Raw genomic sequence first — 18,151 nt, 5'->3', positions numbered from 1 at the left:
CCTTAGCTGACAATGTAAAACCTTATCGCGCTTTCACGCTGCGGCCTTACTCAGCCTTTGGTGTCTCGCGCAGACGGATATGCAGCTCGCGCAGTGCCTTGGCATCCACCACACCCGGTGCTTGCGTCATGACGTCGGCAGCACTTTGGGTTTTCGGGAAGGCAATCACTTCACGGATCGACTGGGCACCGGTCATCAGCATCACCAGACGGTCCAGGCCGAAGGCCAGGCCACCGTGAGGCGGCGCGCCGTACTTCAGGGCATCGAGCAGGAAGCCGAACTTCTCTTGCTGCTCATCTTCGTTGATGCCCAGCAGGCGGAAGACCGACTGCTGCATTTCCTTGCGGTGGATACGGATCGAACCGCCACCCAGCTCGGTGCCGTTGAGCACCATGTCGTAGGCACGGGACAGAGCGCCAGCCGGGTTGGCTTCGAGCTCTTGCGGCGTGCACTTCGGCGCGGTGAACGGGTGGTGCAGCGCGCTGAAGCTGCCGTCGTCGTTCTCTTCGAACATCGGGAAATCGACAACCCACATCGGCGCCCACTGACAGGTCAGCAGGTTCAGGTCGTTACCGACCTTGATCCGCAGTGCACCCAGCGCTTCGCTGACGATCTTCGACTTGTCGGCGCCGAAGAACACGATATCGCCGTCGACCGCGCCAACACGATCAAGGATCACGTTGAGGTTGGCTTCAGGGATGTTCTTGACGATTGGCGACTGCAGGCCTTCAACGCCCTTGGCGCGCTCGTTGACCTTGATGTACGCCAGGCCCTTGGCACCGTAGATGCCGACAAACTTGGTGTAGTCGTCGATCTGCTTGCGCGGCATGCTCGCAGCGCCAGGAACGCGCAAGGCGGCAATACGGCATTTCGGGTCGTTGGCCGGACCGCTGAACACTTTGAAGTCGACGTCTTTGAGCTGGTCTTCAACGTCAACCAGTTCCAGCGGGTTACGCAGGTCCGGCTTGTCGGAACCGTAACGGCGCATGGCTTCTTCGAAGGTCATGTGCGGGAATTCGCCGAACTCCAGGTTCAGCACTTCCTTGAACAGGTTGCGGATCATCTGCTCGGTGATGCCCATGATCTCTTTTTCATCGAGGAAACTGGTCTCGATGTCGATCTGGGTGAATTCCGGCTGGCGGTCGGCCCGCAGGTCTTCGTCACGGAAGCATTTGGCGATCTGGTAGTAACGGTCGAAGCCGGCAACCATCAGCAACTGCTTGAACAGCTGTGGCGATTGCGGCAAGGCGAAGAAGGAACCGGCGTGGGTACGGCTCGGCACCAGGTAGTCGCGAGCGCCTTCCGGGGTAGCACGGGTCAGGATCGGCGTCTCGACGTCGAGGAAGCCGTTTTCGTCCAGGAAGCGACGGATGCTGGTGGTCATGCGCGAACGCAGACGCAGCTTCTCGGCCATTTCCGGGCGACGCAGGTCCAGGAAGCGATACCGCAGGCGGGTTTCTTCGCCAACGTCGGAGAACTCGTTCAGTGGGAACGGCGGGGTTTCCGACTCGTTCAGCACTTCCAGTTCGTAACCCAGCACTTCGATCATGCCCGACGCCATGTTGGCGTTGGTGGCACCGGCCGGACGCAGGCGAACCTTGCCGGTGATCTTCACGACGTACTCGCTGCGCACGCGGTCGGCGGCGGCGAAGCTCTCGGCGCGGTCCGGATCGAATACCACCTGGGCCAGACCATCACGATCACGGATATCGAGGAAGATCACCCCGCCGTGGTCGCGGCGACGGTGAACCCATCCGCAAAGGGTGATTTCCTGACCTTCCAGGGTCTCGTTCAGTTGGCCGCAATAGTGGCTGCGCATCATGATAGTGGTTTCGCTTCTCGTAATTCGAAATTCGGTGGAGGCCTGCCTCATCACCGTACAGCTAAGTCAGGTGACGGATAATGCAGGAGCCTGCGCGTAGAGTTCAACTCAGTCTGCTTTGTCGCCGCCGGCCAGATTCTTCTTCGAACCGGTCTTGAAATCGGTCTCGTACCAACCGTTGCCACTCAGGCGAAAGCCCGGCATGGACAACATCTTCTTGAGCTCCGGAGCCTGGCAGGCAGGGCAATCGACCAGCGGCGCTGCGCTGATCTTTTGAATGGCTTCCAACTGATGACCACAGGAAGCGCATTGATAGTCGTACATGGGCATGGAGATGTCTCGGCGATCAGATCATTACTGCGCCACGCCCTGCCCTGGCTCTATCCCGTGGGAAAGTCCCGGCATGCGCAGCAAAGCCCGGGATTATATCTGGTAAATCGAGGCTGTGCAGCCGTAGCGGCGCGCTGCTCTTTATATAGGTGGCTGTGGCACGCTTCTGCCAGGCGCCCGACCCGGGGCAATCCCGAGCCTGGCGGCTGGCATAAGGATCATGCCAGGTCCGGGTGGACACCCGGCGCGTCGAGGCGTCCTTTCAATACATGAACCACGCAAACCACCCTGACCAGACCACTGAAGTTCTTTACACCGCCATAACGCAAGTGCACTTCACGGTCCACGTAAGACAGCAACGCACTGACCGAACATGTATTGATCCGGGCTATTTCCGCGAGGATATTCCAATAGACCTCTTCGAGTCGCAAACACGTCGAAAAACCATTAAGCCGAACGGATCGGGACAATGGCCTCGCCAAGGTCATATCGAACCCTTTGGCAAACGGATCTACCTTTATCTTGTGCAACCCGCACGTTTCCATAACTCCATTACCTGCTCCGCGTGACATACACTTGACACTCCATTGCCTGACGGCCACTCATCAGTGTTGTCGTTGGCCGTTGAGCTATAAAACATCAAGAAGACAAGTGCAGCCAGAAGACAGGGAGCCGATCGCCGTAGGACAAGCCAACGCGTGTATCAGGAAGCTCGCGGGGTCAGGAAAATCGCCGAAAAACAGGCACGCGAGGGGCGTCAGCTCGACGCCCACCCGCCACCGGCATTACTTGTTTTCGAGCAGGGAACGCAACATCCACGCGGTCTTTTCATGAACTTGCATACGCTGAGTCAGCAAGTCCGCAGTGGGTTCATCGCTGACTTTATCCAGCAACGGGAAGATGCCCCGGGCCGTGCGGGTAACCGCTTCCTGGCCTTCGACCAATTGCTTGATCATGTCTTCAGCGCTCGGCACACCTTCTTCTTCCTTGATGGAAGAAAGTCGTGCGTACACCGAATAAGCACCCGGCGCAGGAAAACCCAGGGCGCGAATACGCTCTGCAATTGAATCCACCGCCAGCGCCAGTTCGTTGTACTGCTCTTCAAACATCAAGTGCAGTGTGCGAAACATCGGGCCCGTTACGTTCCAATGGAAGTTGTGGGTCTTCAGGTAAAGTACATAGGTATCGGAAAGCAGGCGCGAAAGTCCGTCAACGATTGATTTACGGTCTTCTTCACTGATACCAATATCGATTGCCATGTGTTTCCCCTTCAATTGATGAACATTCATTGATCAGGTGCAGGACCACTCTAGCAAGAGTGCCGGCCTTGCGCAGCCTGGCTGACCCTATAGAGGTGCGGCAAATCGCCCCTCGCAAAGCGGGTTTGCACGGCAGGCGAAGCTTCAAGCCCTGCCGAAAAAATTATCCGCCGCGGGAGAAAAAGCCCGCACCTGTCTAGGACAAGCGTTTGACGCAGAAATGCCGCATGCCTCGCAACAGCCCGAAATGCTTGATTTGAGTAGGCACAGGCTTTGCTGTTAAATAGGCAGCGTGTCGCCGCCGTTTTTGTTTGCGGCAAGCGACATAGGCTGATACCCGTGTACGTGTCCAACGCCTCCCATTGTTCAGAAGCGAACCGTGCCAGTCAGCTCTTCCTCGTGATCCGTCTTAACGTGAGTTAATCAAAATGTTGAAAATCGTCCACCTGCTAACGGGCGCTGCAGCTTTGCTGCTGTCCTTTATCCCCAGCCTGCGATCAGAAACCCTGCCTTACCTGCAACAACCTGACGCTCTCTACCTGACCTTTTTTGGTCTTCTTAACCTGACACTGGCTCCAGTCATTCCTTACTGGAACAAAGGCCCGCGTCATCAACTGCAAAACCTGGTCAGCGCCTTGCTGGTTCTGGCTGTTGTCGTGCAAACCCTCACCCTGCTGGCACCAATGCCTGAAGTCGGTGGCCACCCGGCCGTCCTGCTCAGCCTGGCAATCGCACTGGTCGCCATCGTCCTTCATCTGGCCATCAGTTTTTACCGTTCCTCGCCGGCCGCTGCGTCGCAAAGCTACGACATGACCAACCGGGATACCGGTACCGTGAAGTGGTTCAACACCTCCAAGGGCTTCGGCTTTATTTCCCGGGATTCGGGCGACGATATCTTCGTCCACTTCCGGGCGATTCGCGGCGAAGGCCATCGCGTCCTGGTGGAAGGCCAGCGCGTGGAGTTCTCCGTAATGAATCGTGACAAGGGCCTGCAAGCCGAAGATGTGATCGCGGCGTTGCCGCGTCGCTGATTCCAGCACCCCGAAACAAAAAAACCGCGAAGCAGCCTGGCTGCATCGCGGTTTTTTTATGCCTGGGGATTCACCCCCGCCTCGTTAATAGTGAGGCGGCGGCGCCTCTTCCTCGGACGACTCGAACTGGCCGCCCATTTCTTCCTGGCGCTTGAGCAATGCAGTCATCTGCATTTGCAGGCGTTCAACCGCCCGCTGCTGGGTGACCAGGATGTCATTGAGGGTCTCAATGGTGTCGTCCTGAAAGGCCAGGCGGCTTTCCAGGTCGGTCACACGGTCTTGAAGGTCCATGGTTCAAGCCTCCAGGAACGTGAAGTCAGCCGGCAGAATCTCGCGCAGGCGTGCACGAATCGCCGCCGCCTGCTCGTCGCTGTATGGCTTCGCCGGATGCTTGCCCCACACCGGCGCCGGCCAGGCGGCGTCATCGCGCTTGCGCACGATCACATGCACGTGCAGTTGGCTGACCACATTACCCAGCGCACCGATATTCATTTTGTCGGCGCCAAACCCTTCATTTAATAGCTGGGCCAGCGCCGTGCTTTCCTGCCATACCCGCTGCTGGTCAGCGACATCCAGCTGAAACACTTCGCTGATACCGTCAATGCGCGGCACCAGGATGAACCAAGGGTAATTCGAATCATTGGACAGCAGCAGCCGGCACAGGGGGAAATCCCCGATGGGCAAGGTGTCTTGTTGAAGACGTGGATCTAAGGCGAACACAGCAGTCACTCCCGTTCGGCGGGTCAGGTTTCAGGCGCCCAGCATACCTGCGAATGCCGGGCGCTTCACGGCGAATGCTTCTGGTCAGATACGCGCCCAAACAGGACGCCACGAAAAAAAGCGCACCATTTCGAGACAGGCCAATATTTCAGCTACGCTAAATGACCAATGCATCCAATCCCAGTCAAAGTCGGGACGTGGGACACGCTTAAAGACCTTGAGCCAGAGGGCTCTCAGGATAAGAACAGTAGCCTGGGGCAAAAAAGCAGAGCGGGAACAATTGCACCAAAATGACCCATTTGTGCTTCAAAGGGATCCGCCGACTACCCACCGAACGGGGTGAACCGGTAACGTTTTGCTCGGGTGCAGGTTTTATACACCACCGAACAGGAGCACAGCAGGCGCGTCAAGGCCAAACCAAACGGCGTAAAAAGCCCGTGCTTATGCGGTTTTTACACCGCGTTGACAATTTTCACGAAAAAATCACATTCGGTTTCCGGTTTGTGCACGCTTGTTGCATTCACCGTTCTATCGTCGACAACCGCACCGGCAGGAAGCAGGTGTTTCGCGACGGAAAACAACAGCGGTTCAATGCTTTTTCAAGGAAGAGTTAAAACTTTGAGAAGGGATATTCCTTACCCGACTCAACGCTTTTAAACAGTATTGAAGTTGTCAGTCCGGTTCCAAACGGACTGTGAATTTGCGACATGGAGCTAGCAATTTACGACAGGCCCGTAAAGAAGCTGAAAGGATAGATGTGCAAGTATCGTCAATAATGTCTGCGTGATATAACTTTGCGCCGACACAAAAAAGAAAGAGCCGCCCAGACAAAAATATAGGTGGGACGGCAGTACTCTTCCTAAAACCAAAGGAGCAAATCACGATGCGCGTGATGAAGTGGAGCATGATCGCCCTGGCTGTTTCAGCAGGCACCTCGCAGTTCGCAATGGCGTCCTCTCAGGACGACTCCAAGGGCTTTGTTGAAGACAGTACTTTCAGCATCAACACTCGCCTCCTGAACTTTGGCCGCGACTTCCGTAACAACGACACCGGCAAAAGCCGCGTCAACGAAACCGGTCTGGGCTTCAACGGCCTGTACCAGTCGGGCTTCACCCAAGGCACCATCGGTGTGGGTGTCGACGTCATCGGTCTGTTGGGCGTCAAACTGGACAGCGGCAAGGGTCGTTCCGGTACTGGCCTGTTTCCAACGGGCTCCGACGGTCGCTCTCAGGATGATTACTCCAAAGGCGGCGGCGCCGTTAAGTTCCGTATCTCCGATACGGTCCTGAAAGTCGGCGACCAGTACACCACCGCACCTGTATTCGCTTCCGATGACAGCCGCCTGCTGCCTGAATTGCCACAGGGTATCTCGCTGACCAGCAACGAGATCAAGGGCCTGAAACTCGAAGGCGGTCACTTCACCTCGAGCGTGGCGCAAGCCCAGACCTACCGCGACAGCCTGGGCCTGACAAAAACTGACTTCATCGGTGGCGTCTACGCCCTCACTCCAGAAGTCAGCGCCAGCCTCTACTACGCGAAGACCGAAGACTACTGGAAGAAAACCTACGCCAACCTGAACTGGACTCATGCGCTTAGCAATGAACAGTCCCTGGCGGTCGACTTCAACATCTACAGCACCAAAAGTGATGGCGCTGGCCTGCAACGGGCTGAAAAGGACGGCACCACCAAACTGGATAACCGTGCCTACAGCTTGCAAGGCGCGTACACCATCCAGGCTCACACCTTTACCCTGGCCTACCAGAAGGTTAGCGGTGACGGTGACTACGGTTACGGCGTAGACGGCGGCGGCACGATCTTCCTGGCCAACTCCATCGCTCGTTCCGACTTCAACGCTGAAGACGAGAAGTCCTTCCAGGCTCGCTACGACCTGAACATGGCCACGTTTGGCGTGCCAGGCCTGAGCTTCATGACTCGCTACGTTAAAGGTACCGGCGCCAACACCGCCGACACTTCGAACGGCAAAGAGTGGGAACGTGACATCGAAGCCAAGTACGTGATCCAGAGCGGCCCGGCTAAAGACCTGAGCCTGCGTGTACGTCAAGCCACTTATCGCTCCAGCGATGGTGTGTACTACGGTTCGGCGTCGATCGACGAACTGCGTCTGATCGCGCAATACCCGCTGAACATCTTGTAATTGGCAGTTTGATTACAACGATGACTTAGGGCCTCGGCCCTAACTAAAAAGCCGCTCACTTGTTCGCAAGTGAGCGGCTTTTTTATTGCCACTTAATCTCAACAACCGGATAACTAGCAAGCTAGCTATCTAGTTTAATGCTGCGTAACAAACCTGACACATTGGCCAGGTTTAATCATCCAGTCACGTTATTACTTCGTAGCACTTTCCTGCATGACGCGAATCACCCGCTGCGGAAATGGAATATCAATTCCCGCCGCTTTCAAACGGTCACGTGCCAGTTCGTTGAACATAAACATCACATCCCAATAATCCGCAGTCTTGGTCCAGACTCGCAGGGATACAGTGATCGAACTATCGCCCAAGGTGGAAATCACGGCAGCCGGCGCAGGATCAGCCAGTACCCGTGGATCCTTGGCCAGTTCCAGCAGCACTTCGCGGGCCTTCTGCAGGTCGGCTTCATAGTCGACACCCACATCAAATACCACTTTACGGGTCGGCTGACGGTTGGTGTTGGTGATGAGGCCGTTGGACAGGCTGCCGTTCGGGATGATCACCGTCTTGTTGTCGCCGGTGCGCAACACGGTGTGAAAGATCTGGATGCTGTCGACGGTACCGGAAGTGCCCTGGGCTTCGATCCAGTCGCCAATGCGGAACGGGCGGAACAACAGAATCAGCACGCCGCCGGCGAAATTCGCCAGGCTGCCTTGCAAGGCCAGACCGATGGCCAGGGTAGCGGCACCAATCGCGGCAACGAACGATGTGGTTGCGACGCCGATCATCGAGGCCACGTTAACCACCAGCATGACCTTGAGCGCAATGTTCGCAAGGCTGGTAATGAAGTGTTGCAGCGCCAGGTCAGCATTACGCAGTGCCAGCAAACGCCCGACTCGGTGGGTCAAGACGTTGATCAGCCACCAACCGATGGCCAGGGTGACCACGGCCAGCAAAAATCGGCTGCCGTATTCCATGATCATCGGTAACCACGACTCCGAGCTCTTGATCAAGTGATCCACTTCAGCGTTCAAATCCATCTACATTCTCCTGTTTACCGGATGCTCGGCCTATTGATTGGCCCTGAATACAATTGAGCCCCGTAGGGCTCAATGGTGGGCGCAGGTTCTGGGGCGTGGGACGTCAAAAACGCCCACAGGTTCCCCAACGTGCTATCAGTCGCGGAAGTTGTTGAACTGCAGCGGCATGTCGAAGGTCTTGGCACGCAGGGCAGCAATGGCCTCTTGCAAGTCGTCACGCTTCTTGCCGGTGATACGCACCTGTTCACCTTGAATCGAGGCCTGGACCTTGAGCTTGGCGTCCTTGACGTGAGCGACGATTTTCTTCGCCAGCTCCTTGTCGATGCCTTCCTTGAGCACGGCTTCCTGCTTCATCAGCTTGCCGGAAGCATACGCATCCTTGATTTCAAGGCACTGCGCATCGATCTTGCGCTTGACCAGCGACAGCTTGAGGATCTCAATCATCGCTTCCAGCTGGAAATCGGCTTCTGCGGTCAGGTTGACGGTCAGCTCCTTTTCCTTGAACTCGAAGCTGCCCTTGCCCTTCAAGTCATAGCGACGATCCAGCTCCTTGACGGCGTTCTCGACGGCGTTGGTGACTTCGTGTTTGTCCAGTTCGGATACCACGTCGAACGACGGCATGTAATTTCTCCAATAAAAAGGGGCGCGGCTCAGTAGAGATGGAGCACGCCCAGGCTAAAATGCCCGGGCATTATAGCGGTTCTTTCGCCTCGTTCACTGCGGGCAGCCTTACGGAGTAAAAACTGATGTCGACCACCTGGCATGTCCTCGGCGCTGGCAGCCTCGGAACATTGTGGGCTGCCCGCCTGGCCCGCGCCGGGTTGCCCGTGCGCCTGATCCTGCGGGACCACACGCGGCTGGCCAGTTATCAGGCCGCCGAGGGCCTGACCCTGGTTGAGCAAGGCGTGGCCCACACTTACCCGGTCGTCGGCGAAACATCCGACAGCCCAGGGCCGATTCATCGCCTGCTGGTGGCGTGCAAGGCCTACGACGCCCAGAAAGCCGTCGCACAGCTTGAACATCGACTGGCGCCGGACGCCGAACTGATCCTGCTGCAAAACGGCCTGGGCAGCCAGGACGCCGTCGCCGCCCAACTGCCCCAGGCACGCTGCATCTTCGCCTCCAGCACCGAAGGCGCGTTTCGCGAAAGCGACTGGCGGGTCGTGTTTGCCGGCCATGGCTACACCTGGCTGGGAGATGCGAGCCACCCTACCCCGCCGCCGTGGCTGGATGACCTGCAAGCCGCCGGCATTCCCCATGAATGGAGCACCGACATCCTTACCCGCCTGTGGCGCAAACTGGCTTTGAACTGCGCCATCAACCCGCTGACCGTGCTCTACGAATGCCGCAATGGCGAGCTGCAAGCCCATCAGTGCGAAGTGGCCACCTTGTGCGCCGAACTCGCCGACCTGCTGGAATGCTTCGGCCAACCCGCTGCCGCGCAGGACCTGCAGAGCGAAGTGGAACGGGTGATCCAGGCCACGGCAGCCAATTACTCGTCGATGTACCAGGACGTGGCCAGTTCCCGACGCACCGAAATCAGCTATTTGCTGGGCTACGCCTGCCAAGCGGCCGCACGCCACCAACTGACCTTGCCGCACCTGCAACAACTCCAGGCGCGCCTGGTACAGCGACTGTCTGCACGCGGATTGCCCAGCGACTGAAGCACGCGCTACCCTGCCTGCCTGTTCCTTTGCAGCGAAAACCTTGATGCCACTGCGCCAGCGTCTCGAAAATCTACCGGTTGGGCAAAAACTGCTGGCGGCCCTGCTGGTTTTGTTGACCACCGTCTTGCTGGTGGCCAACCTGACCTTTATCAGCGCCGCCTACTGGATCTCCCAGGAAAGCATGGCACCCCAGGCCTTGCAGGCCATCGGCCGGCTGGTGTCCAACCCCTCGCTCGCCGCCGAGTCCCTGGACTCACCGCTCAAGGCGCAAACCCTGCTGGATGAACTGACCAGCTACTCACCCTTGCGGGCCGCAGCCTTATATGACGGCGAAGGCACGCGCCTGGCCCAGCTGCAACATCCCAATCGCCTGCACCTGCCAGACAATTACCGGGATATTGAAACCTGGCGCGCCACCGAGTTTCGCAGCAACCAGGTGATCACCCTTCCCCGGGCCGGCCAACCGTCCGGGCATTTGTTGCTGGTGGCCAGCAGCGAACTGCCCGTGGCCTTTTACACCGGGACCTTCACCGCCAGCCTGGGCATCCTGATTTTCAGCGTGCTGCTATGGCTGCTGATTGCACGGCAGATCAAACGCCTGATCACCCGACCAATCCATGAACTGGAAGAATTGTCGCGCCAGGTAACCCGGGAAGAGAACTACGCCCTGCGCGCCGGCCGTGGCAACCACGATGAAATCGGTAGCCTCGCCGAAGCCTTCAACACCATGCTTTCGCGCATCGAAGCCCGCGAGCAGCAGCTCAAGCGCGCCCGGGACGATTCCCAGGCCGCCTACGATCAAGCCCAGGGCCTGGCGGAAGAAACCCGCCATACCAACCGCAAGCTGGAGCTGGAAGTCCAAGTGCGCAGCAAGATCGAGAAAAAGCTCACCGGCTTCCAGAATTACCTCAACAGCATCATCGACTCGATGCCCTCGGCGCTGATCGCCCTCGACGAGCAGCTCTACGTCACCCAATGGAACCAGGAAGCCACTGCGCTTTCCGGCACCCGCCTGGACGAGGCGTTGAACCAGCCGATCTACCTTGCCTTCCAGCCGCTCAAGCCGTTCCTGCCGCAAATCAAGGCCACGGTGGAGCAACACACCGTGGAGCGGATTGAGCGGGTCACCTGGATCAAGGATGACGAAGCCAAGCACTACGCCCTGACTTTCTACCCGCTGATGGGCGGTGCCGGGCGCGGCGTGGTGATCCGGATCGACGACATCACCCAGCGCCTGTCCCTGGAAGAAATGATGGTGCAGTCAGAGAAGATGCTCTCGGTCGGCGGCCTGGCCGCCGGCATGGCCCACGAAATCAACAACCCGCTGGGGGCAATCCTGCATAACGTGCAGAACATCCGCCGCCGGCTGTCCAACGAACTGCCGAAAAACCTCGAGCATGCCGAACAGGTGGGCATCGACCTGGACATGGTCAACCGCTACCTGCAAAGCCGCGAAGTGCCGCAATTGCTCGACGGCATCCAGCAGGCGGGAGCCCGGGCGGCAAAAATTGTCACCCACATGCTCAGCTTCAGCCGCCGCAGCAACCGCCAGATGGCGCCCTGCGACTTGCCGGCCTTGATCGACCAGGCCGTGGAAATCGCCGGCAACGACTTCGACCTCATCGTCGGTTTCGACTTCAAGGGCCAGGCGATCATCCGCCAGTTCGACCCACAACTGGGCCCGGTCCCCGGCACCGCCAACGAACTCGAACAAGTGCTGCTCAACCTGCTGAAAAACGCCGCACAGGCGATTCACCAGCGCGAAAATGACAGCGAACCAGGCCGTATCATCCTGCGTACCCGGCTCAACCCGCCGTGGGCGGAGATCCAGGTGGAAGACAACGGCATCGGCATGAGCGAGAACGTGCGCAAACGCACATTTGAGCCGTTCTTCACCACCAAGGAGATCGGCCAGGGCACCGGGCTTGGCCTGTCGGTTTCGTATTTCATCATCACCAACAATCACAAGGGCCAGATGGAAGTCCAATCGACCCTCGGCCAAGGCACCTGCTTCACCCTGCGATTACCTTTGGCGGGCAGCCAATTGCCCCCTAACGAACTCACTCAACTGGAGCGCTAACCATGGGCTTTCGCCTGTCGAAGATTTACACCCGAACCGGCGACAAGGGCGAAACCGGCCTGGGCGATGGCCGCCGCGTGCCCAAGGACCATCCACGGGTTGAGGCGATTGGCGAAGTCGATGCGTTGAACAGCCAGCTGGGTTTGTTGTTGGCGGGTCTTGAGGAACAGAGCGGGCAGCATCCTGCGTTGAAGGATGTGATCGAGGTGCTGACGCCTTGCCAGCATCGACTGTTTGACCTGGGCGGCGAGTTGGCGATGCCGGTGTACAAGGCGCTGAATGCGGCGGAAGTCGACCGGCTTGAAGCGGCCATCGATCGCTGGAATGAAGAGGTCGGGCCGCTGGAGAACTTCATTCTGCCGGGTGGTTCGGCGTTGATTGCCCAGGCTCATGTGTGCCGCAGCCTGGCCCGCAGTGCGGAGCGTCGGTGTCAGCACCTGAATGCGGTGGAACCGCTGGAAGGCGTGGGGCTGGCGTATATCAACCGGCTGTCGGACTTGCTGTTTGTGGCTGCCAGGGTGATCGCCAAGCGTCAGGGCGTTGCAGAGATTTTGTGGCAGGCGGCGGCAAAGCCGCACTGATACTTACTGACCGATTGCAACCTGTGGCGAGGGAGCTTGCTCCCGCTGGGCTGCGTAGCGGCCCCAAAAAAGCGGGAGCGCTGCGCACTCCAGCGGGAGCAAGCTCCCTCGCCACAACAAGCTCACCAGCCTGGTCCTTACACCTCAGGCCAGAACGCCCGAATCCCCGCCACACCTTGAGCCCCGGCTTCCCAGGCCTTTTCCCGCTCAGCAGGGCCAACCCCACCGAGCAAGAACACCGGTTTGCTGAAACCACTGATCAACTGCTGCGCCTGCTCCCAACCCAATGGCTGGGCATCAGGGTGAGTCTGGGTCGGCTGCACCGGTGACAAAGTGACGAAATCCACGTCCATCAACTCCGCCAAGGCTAATTCCTCAGCATTGTGGCAAGACGCCGCCAACCAGCGATCCTTCGGCAAAGGTCGCCCCTTGCTCGCGTATTTGCGCAGTTGCGCCGAGGTCATGTGCCAGCCGGCTGCGGGAAAATCCCCCAGCCATTCAAACGGCCCTTTCAGCATAAGCTGAGCCTTGCCCGCACACAGGCCCACGGCGTCCACCGCCAGGTCGCGATACTTGGGGTCGTAACCGTTGGGGGCACGCAACTGAACCAGCTTGATGCCGCCTGCGATGGCCTTTTGAATCCCGCGCAGCAGTGTCGGCGTTTCCAGCTCACCCGGAGTGATCAGGTATTCAGCCGGCAAACGCGCTGCCGCTACGATCGGCGCGTTGGCCGCCGGAAACTCATAGTTAGGCAGGTCCCGTTGGGCCACCCACTCAAGGGGTTGCCCTTCGGCACCGTGAGGTTCGCCGGTAAAGGCCGAGACTTCCCAGACATCCAGCAACACCTGCTTGTCCGGGTAATCATGCTGCACCTTGATCAACGGACGAGCCGCCGTCACCTGGATGCCCAACTCTTCCTGCAATTCACGGGACAGCGCGGTAGCAACCGACTCATCGGCCTCCACCTTGCCACCCGGAAACTCCCAGAGGCCGCCCTGATGCTGGGTATCGGCGCGGCGCGCCAGCAGAATCCTGCCGTCGACACCCCGGATGACCGCTGCTGCTACATGAACTCGTTTCACCGCATTGTTCCTCTAAACGTAAATCCACCTGTAGGAGCGAGCTGGCTCGCGAAGGTCGTTAACGATAACGCGGGCTTCCTGACTCAGCGGGGCGCCCTCTGGTTTTTCGCGAGCAAGCTCGCTCCTACAATGACACCTGCCATACCTGCATATCAGGTGCGGTATTCCGCGTTGATCTTCACGTACTCGTGGGACAGGTCGGTGGTCCAGATGGTTTCGCTGCACTCACCGCGGCCCAATTCGATACGGATGGTGATTTCTTCCTGCTGCATCACCGCAGAACCCTGGGCCTCGGTGTACGTTTCGGCACGGGCGCCACGGCTGGCGATGCACACCTCGCCAAGGAATACGTCGATCTTGCTCACATCCAGGTTCGGCACACCGGCACGACCTACCGCAGCCAGGATACGGCCCCAGTTCGGGTCGGAGGCAAACAGCGCGGTCTTGATCAACGGCGAGTGGGCCACGGTGTAGCCCACATCCAGGCATTCCTGATGGTTGCCGCCACCGTTGACTTCAACCGTCACAAACTTGGTAGCGCCTTCGCCGTCACGCACGATGGCCTGGGCCACGTCCATGCACACTTCGAACACCGCCTGCTTCAAGGCTGCGAAATACGCGCCGTTGGACGAGGTAATTTCCGGCAGGTCGGCCTGGCCGGTGGCGATCAACATGCAGCAGTCGTTGGTCGAGGTATCGCCGTCGATGGTGATGCGGTTGAACGACTTGTTGGCACCGTCGAGCATCAGGTTTTGCAGCACATCGCGGGAGACTTTGGCGTCGGTGGCAATGTAGCCAAGCATGGTCGCCATGTTCGGGCGAATCATGCCGGCACCTTTGCTGATGCCGGTAACGGTGACGGTGACGCCTTCGTGCACGAACTGGCGGCTCGCGCCTTTGGGCAGGGTGTCGGTAGTCATGATGCCGGTGGCCGCAGCCGCCCAGTTATCCACCGACAAGTCATCCAGTGCGGCTTGCAACGCGCCTTCGATTTTCTCGACCGGCAACGGCTCACCGATCACGCCGGTGGAGTACGGCAGCACTTGGCTGGCATCTACGCCGGTCAGCTCCGCCAATTTGGCGCAAGTGCGGGCAGCGGCAGCCAGGCCAGGCTCGCCAGTGCCGGCGTTGGCATTGCCGGTGTTGGTCAGCAGGTAGCGCACCGGGCCTTCAACCCGCTGCTTGGCCAGAATCACCGGAGCCGCGCAGAACGCGTTCAGGGTGAACACACCCGCGACGGTCGAGCCTTCGGCACAGCGCATCACCACCACATCCTTGCGCCCCGGGCGTTTGATGCCGGCCGAAGCGATACCAAGTTCAAAACCGGCAACCGGGTGCAACGTGGGCAAAGGACCAAGACCAACAGCCATGAATGCGCTCCTAACAATAGTGGATGTGTATTCCGTCGTTATCGACGGTGACAAAATGGCAAAACGCCGCGACGGCTGATGCCGGTCGCGGCGCGGGGTGTTGCAGCGTCAGGCGAAAATCTTAGTTGATTTCGCCGTGGCAGTGTTTGAACTTCTTGCCCGAACCGCACCAGCACAGCTCGTTGCGACCCAGCTTCTGCTCATTGCGCACTGGCGCCTGGGCCAAGGCCACATCGACCTCCTCACCCAAGACTTCCGGAGCTTCAAGACCCGGTGCTTCGTCGTGCTGGAACTGCATGCGCGCAGCCAGTGCCTCGGCTTCCTGACGCAGGCGGGCTTCTTCCTCGATCGGGTCTTCGCGACGCACCTGAACGTGGGACAGCACACGAATCGAATCGCGCTTGATCGAATCCAGCAGCTCGGAGAACAGCGTGAACGACTCGCGCTTGTACTCCTGCTTCGGGTTCTTCTGGGCGTAGCCGCGCAAGTGGATGCCGTGACGCAGGTGATCCATGGTCGACAGGTGGTCTTTCCACAGGTCGTCCAGCACGCGCAGTACGATTTGCTTCTCGAAGGTGCGCAGTGCTTCGGCACTCGCCTGCTCTTCTTTTTCGTTGTACGCGGCCAGCAGCTCGGTCATGAGCTTCTCGCGCAGGGTTTCTTCGTACAGGTGGTCGTCATCGTCGAGCCATTGCTGGACCGGCAAATCGACACCGAAGTCGCTCTTCAACGCGGCTTCCAGACCGGCAACATCCCACTGCTCAGGCAGGGACTGTGGCGGAATGTGTGCGCTGACGGTGGCGTTGAGCACATCCTGGCGGAAATCGGCAATGGTCTCGCCGATGTTGGTGGCAGCCAACAAACTGTTACGCATGTGATAAATCACTTTACGCTGTTCGTTGTTGACGTCATCGAACTCGAGCAGTTGCTTACGAATGTCGAAGTTACGGCCTTCTACCTTGCGCTGTGCCTTCTCGATGGCATTGGTCACCATGCGGTGCTCAATCGCTTCACCGGACTGCATGCCCAGGGCTTTCATGAAGTTCTTCACCCGGTCCGAGGCGAAGATACGCATCAGGCTGTCTTCCAGGGACAGGTAGAAACGGCTGGAACCGGCGTCACCCTGACGACCGGCACGACCACGCAACTGGTTGTCGATACGGCGCGATTCGTGACGCTCGGACGCGATCACCTGCAAGCCGCCGGACTCCAGCACTTGCTGGTGACGCTTCTGCCAGTCGGCCTTGATCTGCGCGATCTGCTCTGGGGTCGGGTTGTCCAGGGAGGCGACTTCCACTTCCCAGTTACCGCCCAACAGGATGTCGGTACCACGACCGGCCATGTTGGTGGCGATGGTCAGTGCGCCCGGGCGACCGGCCTGGGCAATGATCTCGGCTTCTTTTTCGTGGAACTTGGCGTTGAGGACCTTGTGCTCGATGCCTTCCTTGGCCAGCAAGCTGGACATGTGCTCGGAAGTTTCGATGGTGGCAGTACCCACCAGCACCGGACGCCCCTGGGCCATGCATTCCTTGATGTCGGCGACGATTGCAGCGTATTTCTCGTCGGCGGTCAGGAACACCAGGTCGTTGAAGTCTTTACGCGCCAGCGGCTTGTTCGGCGGGATAACCATCACCGACAGACCGTAGATCTGGTGGAATTCGAACGCTTCGGTATCGGCTGTACCGGTCATGCCGGACAGCTTGTTGTACAGACGGAAGTAGTTCTGGAAGGTGGTCGAGGCCAGGGTCTGGCTTTCAGCCTGAATGTTCAGGGCTTCCTTGGCTTCGATCGCCTGGTGCAGGCCTTCCGACAAACGGCGACCCGGCATGGTACGACCGGTGTGTTCGTCGACCAGTACGACCTGACCGTCCTGCACGATGTATTCAACGTTGCGATGGAACAGCTTGTGAGCACGCAGGCCCGCATACACGTGGGTCAACAGGCCCAGGTTGTGCGCCGAGTACAGGCTCTCGCCTTCAGCCAGCAGGCCGATCTGGGTCAGCATGTCTTCGACGAACTGGTGACCGGCTTCGTTGAGTTCGACCTGGCGGGTCTTCTCGTCGATGGTGAAGTGACCTTCTTTGGTCACCACGCCTTCCACTTCCTCGATGTGTTGCTCAAGGCGCGGGATCAGCTTGTTGATTTCGGTGTACAGGCGCGAGCTGTCCTCGGCCTGACCGGAAATGATCAGCGGGGTACGGGCTTCGTCGATCAGGATGGAGTCGACTTCGTCGATCACGGCAAAATTGAGTTCGCGCTGGAATTTTTCTTCCATGCTGAACGCCATGTTGTCGCGCAGGTAGTCGAAACCGAATTCGTTGTTGGTACCGTAGGTGATGTCGGCAGCGTAGGCGGCGCGCTTCTCTTCCGGCGGCTGGAACGGCGTAACAACGCCGACCGTCAGGCCGAGGAATTCATACAGCGGACGCATCCAGTTGGCATCCCGGCGGGCCAGGTAGTCGTTCACCGTCACAACGTGCACGCCCTTGCCGGACAATGCGTTGAGGTAAACGCCCAGGGTAGCTACCAGGGTCTTGCCTTCACCGGTACGCATTTCGGCAATCATGCCTTCATGCAAGGTCATGCCGCCGATCAACTGAACGTCGAAGTGGCGCATGCCCATGACACGCTTACCGGCTTCACGGGCGACCGCAAAGGCTTCGGGAAGCAGCTTGTCGAGGGTTTCACCTTTGGCTATGCGGGCCTTGAACTCTTCGGTCTTGGCGCGCAATTGCTCGTCCGAAAGGGCAACCATCTGCTCTTCGAAGGCATTAACCAGCTGCACCGTCTTGAGCATGCGTTTGACTTCGCGCTCATTCTTGCTTCCAAAAAGTTTCTTTAACAAAGGCGCAAACATATCGGCAGGTTCTTCCACACATAGGGATGGAGGGCGCCCCGTGAGTCGCCCGAGCAGCCCTCACGGCCGCATGCGAACGAGCATTCTACCCGGAAACGTGGGTGAGGAAAGTGGCGTTATTCCACGATGCAGGCACGGCGCTCTCAGAGGGCTTGTTTAAAAT

16 protein-coding genes are annotated in these 18,151 nt (G+C 58.8%); 5 read left to right on the top strand and 11 right to left on the bottom strand.

Annotation, left to right across the window (positions count from 1 at the left end; translation table 11 throughout):
• Positions 1 to 46: 46 nt before the first annotated feature.
• From aspS to ACUN0G_RS20035, 4 genes are all read right to left on the bottom strand, one after another.
• Entirely contained in the window at positions 47 to 1,822 is a 1,776-nt protein-coding gene (gene aspS, locus ACUN0G_RS20050) for an aspartate--tRNA ligase (RefSeq protein WP_003209808.1), read from the bottom strand.
• Positions 1,823 to 1,930: 108 nt separating this feature from the next.
• Positions 1,931 to 2,152 carry an FmdB family zinc ribbon protein gene (locus ACUN0G_RS20045; RefSeq protein ID WP_003209804.1) on the bottom strand — a complete coding sequence of 74 codons (222 nt, stop codon included), beginning with the start codon at positions 2,150 to 2,152 and terminating at the stop codon, positions 1,931 to 1,933.
• Between the two features lie 218 nt (positions 2,153 to 2,370).
• Positions 2,371 to 2,724 carry a ribbon-helix-helix domain-containing protein gene (locus tag ACUN0G_RS20040; RefSeq protein ID WP_445574105.1) on the bottom strand — a complete coding sequence of 118 codons (354 nt, stop codon included), beginning with the start codon at positions 2,722 to 2,724 and terminating at the stop codon, positions 2,371 to 2,373.
• A 213-nt stretch (positions 2,725 to 2,937) separates the two neighbouring features.
• On the bottom strand, positions 2,938 to 3,411 hold the full coding sequence (locus tag ACUN0G_RS20035; protein WP_003209800.1) for a Dps family protein: 474 nt from the start codon (positions 3,409 to 3,411) through the stop codon (positions 2,938 to 2,940).
• A 428-nt stretch (positions 3,412 to 3,839) separates the two neighbouring features.
• Between ACUN0G_RS20035 and ACUN0G_RS20030 the strand changes: the two genes are divergently transcribed.
• Positions 3,840 to 4,442, top strand: a complete 603-nt coding sequence (locus ACUN0G_RS20030) for a cold-shock protein (protein WP_003209798.1) — start codon at positions 3,840 to 3,842, stop codon at positions 4,440 to 4,442.
• 84 nt (positions 4,443 to 4,526) lie between these two features.
• Here the strand turns inward: ACUN0G_RS20030 and ACUN0G_RS20025 are convergent, their stop codons facing one another.
• Both ACUN0G_RS20025 and ACUN0G_RS20020 read right to left on the bottom strand, forming a co-directional pair.
• Positions 4,527 to 4,733 carry a SlyX family protein gene (locus ACUN0G_RS20025; protein WP_017475674.1) on the bottom strand — a complete coding sequence of 69 codons (207 nt, stop codon included), beginning with the start codon at positions 4,731 to 4,733 and terminating at the stop codon, positions 4,527 to 4,529.
• Between the two features lie 3 nt (positions 4,734 to 4,736).
• On the bottom strand, positions 4,737 to 5,162 hold the full coding sequence (locus tag ACUN0G_RS20020; RefSeq protein WP_258347419.1) for an HIT domain-containing protein: 426 nt from the start codon (positions 5,160 to 5,162) through the stop codon (positions 4,737 to 4,739).
• Between the two features lie 883 nt (positions 5,163 to 6,045).
• Between ACUN0G_RS20020 and ACUN0G_RS20015 the strand changes: the two genes are divergently transcribed.
• The gene (locus ACUN0G_RS20015; RefSeq protein ID WP_258347421.1) at positions 6,046 to 7,317 is read left to right on the top strand and encodes an OprD family porin; all 1,272 of its coding nucleotides are present in this window, start codon (positions 6,046 to 6,048) and stop codon (positions 7,315 to 7,317) included.
• A 191-nt stretch (positions 7,318 to 7,508) separates the two neighbouring features.
• Here ACUN0G_RS20015 and ACUN0G_RS20010 read toward each other — a convergent pair whose 3' ends face one another.
• The gene (locus ACUN0G_RS20010) at positions 7,509 to 8,351 is read right to left on the bottom strand and encodes a mechanosensitive ion channel family protein (protein WP_421524759.1); all 843 of its coding nucleotides are present in this window, start codon (positions 8,349 to 8,351) and stop codon (positions 7,509 to 7,511) included.
• Between the two features lie 135 nt (positions 8,352 to 8,486).
• A complete protein-coding gene (locus ACUN0G_RS20005; RefSeq protein WP_017475669.1) occupies positions 8,487 to 8,972 on the bottom strand; it encodes a YajQ family cyclic di-GMP-binding protein in 486 nt (161 codons plus the stop codon).
• A 125-nt stretch (positions 8,973 to 9,097) separates the two neighbouring features.
• Between ACUN0G_RS20005 and ACUN0G_RS20000 the strand changes: the two genes are divergently transcribed.
• Genes ACUN0G_RS20000 through ACUN0G_RS19990 form a run of 3 tightly spaced genes read left to right on the top strand, consistent with a single transcriptional unit; the run spans position 9,098 to position 12,679 of the window.
• On the top strand, positions 9,098 to 10,015 hold the full coding sequence (locus ACUN0G_RS20000; protein WP_445574104.1) for a putative 2-dehydropantoate 2-reductase: 918 nt from the start codon (positions 9,098 to 9,100) through the stop codon (positions 10,013 to 10,015).
• A gap of 46 nt (positions 10,016 to 10,061) precedes the next feature.
• Positions 10,062 to 12,098 (top strand): sensor histidine kinase, encoded by a 2,037-nt coding sequence (locus ACUN0G_RS19995; RefSeq protein ID WP_258347426.1) that lies wholly within the window; start codon positions 10,062 to 10,064, stop codon positions 12,096 to 12,098.
• Positions 12,099 to 12,100: 2 nt separating this feature from the next.
• Positions 12,101 to 12,679, top strand: a complete 579-nt coding sequence (locus ACUN0G_RS19990) for a cob(I)yrinic acid a,c-diamide adenosyltransferase (protein WP_063027599.1) — start codon at positions 12,101 to 12,103, stop codon at positions 12,677 to 12,679.
• Between the two features lie 137 nt (positions 12,680 to 12,816).
• Here the strand turns inward: ACUN0G_RS19990 and ACUN0G_RS19985 are convergent, their stop codons facing one another.
• From ACUN0G_RS19985 to secA, 3 genes are all read right to left on the bottom strand, one after another.
• A complete protein-coding gene (locus ACUN0G_RS19985) occupies positions 12,817 to 13,761 on the bottom strand; it encodes a Nudix family hydrolase (protein WP_017475665.1) in 945 nt (314 codons plus the stop codon).
• Positions 13,762 to 13,913: 152 nt separating this feature from the next.
• On the bottom strand, positions 13,914 to 15,131 hold the full coding sequence (gene argJ / locus ACUN0G_RS19980) for a bifunctional glutamate N-acetyltransferase/amino-acid acetyltransferase ArgJ (protein ID WP_003209777.1): 1,218 nt from the start codon (positions 15,129 to 15,131) through the stop codon (positions 13,914 to 13,916).
• A 121-nt stretch (positions 15,132 to 15,252) separates the two neighbouring features.
• Entirely contained in the window at positions 15,253 to 17,988 is a 2,736-nt protein-coding gene (gene secA, locus ACUN0G_RS19975) for a preprotein translocase subunit SecA (protein WP_258347431.1), read from the bottom strand.
• Between the last annotated feature and the right edge of the window lie 163 nt (positions 17,989 to 18,151).

Source organism: Pseudomonas sp. 32A, assembly GCF_052682255.1.
Note: the sequence above shows the minus strand (reverse complement) of the source record. Positions and strands in the feature narration are given on the sequence as shown.

What these genes read in the sequence shown, in the direction of transcription:
- ACUN0G_RS20035 (WP_003209800.1), bottom strand. Translation starts at nt 3,411, where the DNA reads ATGGCAATCGATATTGGTATCAGTGAAGAAGACCGTAAATCAATCGTT.
- ACUN0G_RS20030 (WP_003209798.1), top strand. Translation starts at nt 3,840, where the DNA reads ATGTTGAAAATCGTCCACCTGCTAACGGGCGCTGCAGCTTTGCTGCTG.
- ACUN0G_RS20025 (WP_017475674.1), bottom strand. Translation starts at nt 4,733, where the DNA reads ATGGACCTTCAAGACCGTGTGACCGACCTGGAAAGCCGCCTGGCCTTT.
- ACUN0G_RS20000 (WP_445574104.1), top strand. Translation starts at nt 9,098, where the DNA reads ATGTCGACCACCTGGCATGTCCTCGGCGCTGGCAGCCTCGGAACATTG.
- secA (WP_258347431.1), bottom strand. Translation starts at nt 17,988, where the DNA reads ATGTTTGCGCCTTTGTTAAAGAAACTTTTTGGAAGCAAGAATGAGCGC.
- ACUN0G_RS20015 (WP_258347421.1), top strand. Translation starts at nt 6,046, where the DNA reads ATGCGCGTGATGAAGTGGAGCATGATCGCCCTGGCTGTTTCAGCAGGC.
- ACUN0G_RS20005 (WP_017475669.1), bottom strand. Translation starts at nt 8,972, where the DNA reads ATGCCGTCGTTCGACGTGGTATCCGAACTGGACAAACACGAAGTCACC.
- ACUN0G_RS20040 (WP_445574105.1), bottom strand. Translation starts at nt 2,724, where the DNA reads ATGTCACGCGGAGCAGGTAATGGAGTTATGGAAACGTGCGGGTTGCAC.
- aspS (WP_003209808.1), bottom strand. Translation starts at nt 1,822, where the DNA reads ATGATGCGCAGCCACTATTGCGGCCAACTGAACGAGACCCTGGAAGGT.
- ACUN0G_RS20010 (WP_421524759.1), bottom strand. Translation starts at nt 8,351, where the DNA reads ATGGATTTGAACGCTGAAGTGGATCACTTGATCAAGAGCTCGGAGTCG.
- ACUN0G_RS20045 (WP_003209804.1), bottom strand. Translation starts at nt 2,152, where the DNA reads ATGCCCATGTACGACTATCAATGCGCTTCCTGTGGTCATCAGTTGGAA.
- ACUN0G_RS19990 (WP_063027599.1), top strand. Translation starts at nt 12,101, where the DNA reads ATGGGCTTTCGCCTGTCGAAGATTTACACCCGAACCGGCGACAAGGGC.
- argJ (WP_003209777.1), bottom strand. Translation starts at nt 15,131, where the DNA reads ATGGCTGTTGGTCTTGGTCCTTTGCCCACGTTGCACCCGGTTGCCGGT.
- ACUN0G_RS19995 (WP_258347426.1), top strand. Translation starts at nt 10,062, where the DNA reads ATGCCACTGCGCCAGCGTCTCGAAAATCTACCGGTTGGGCAAAAACTG.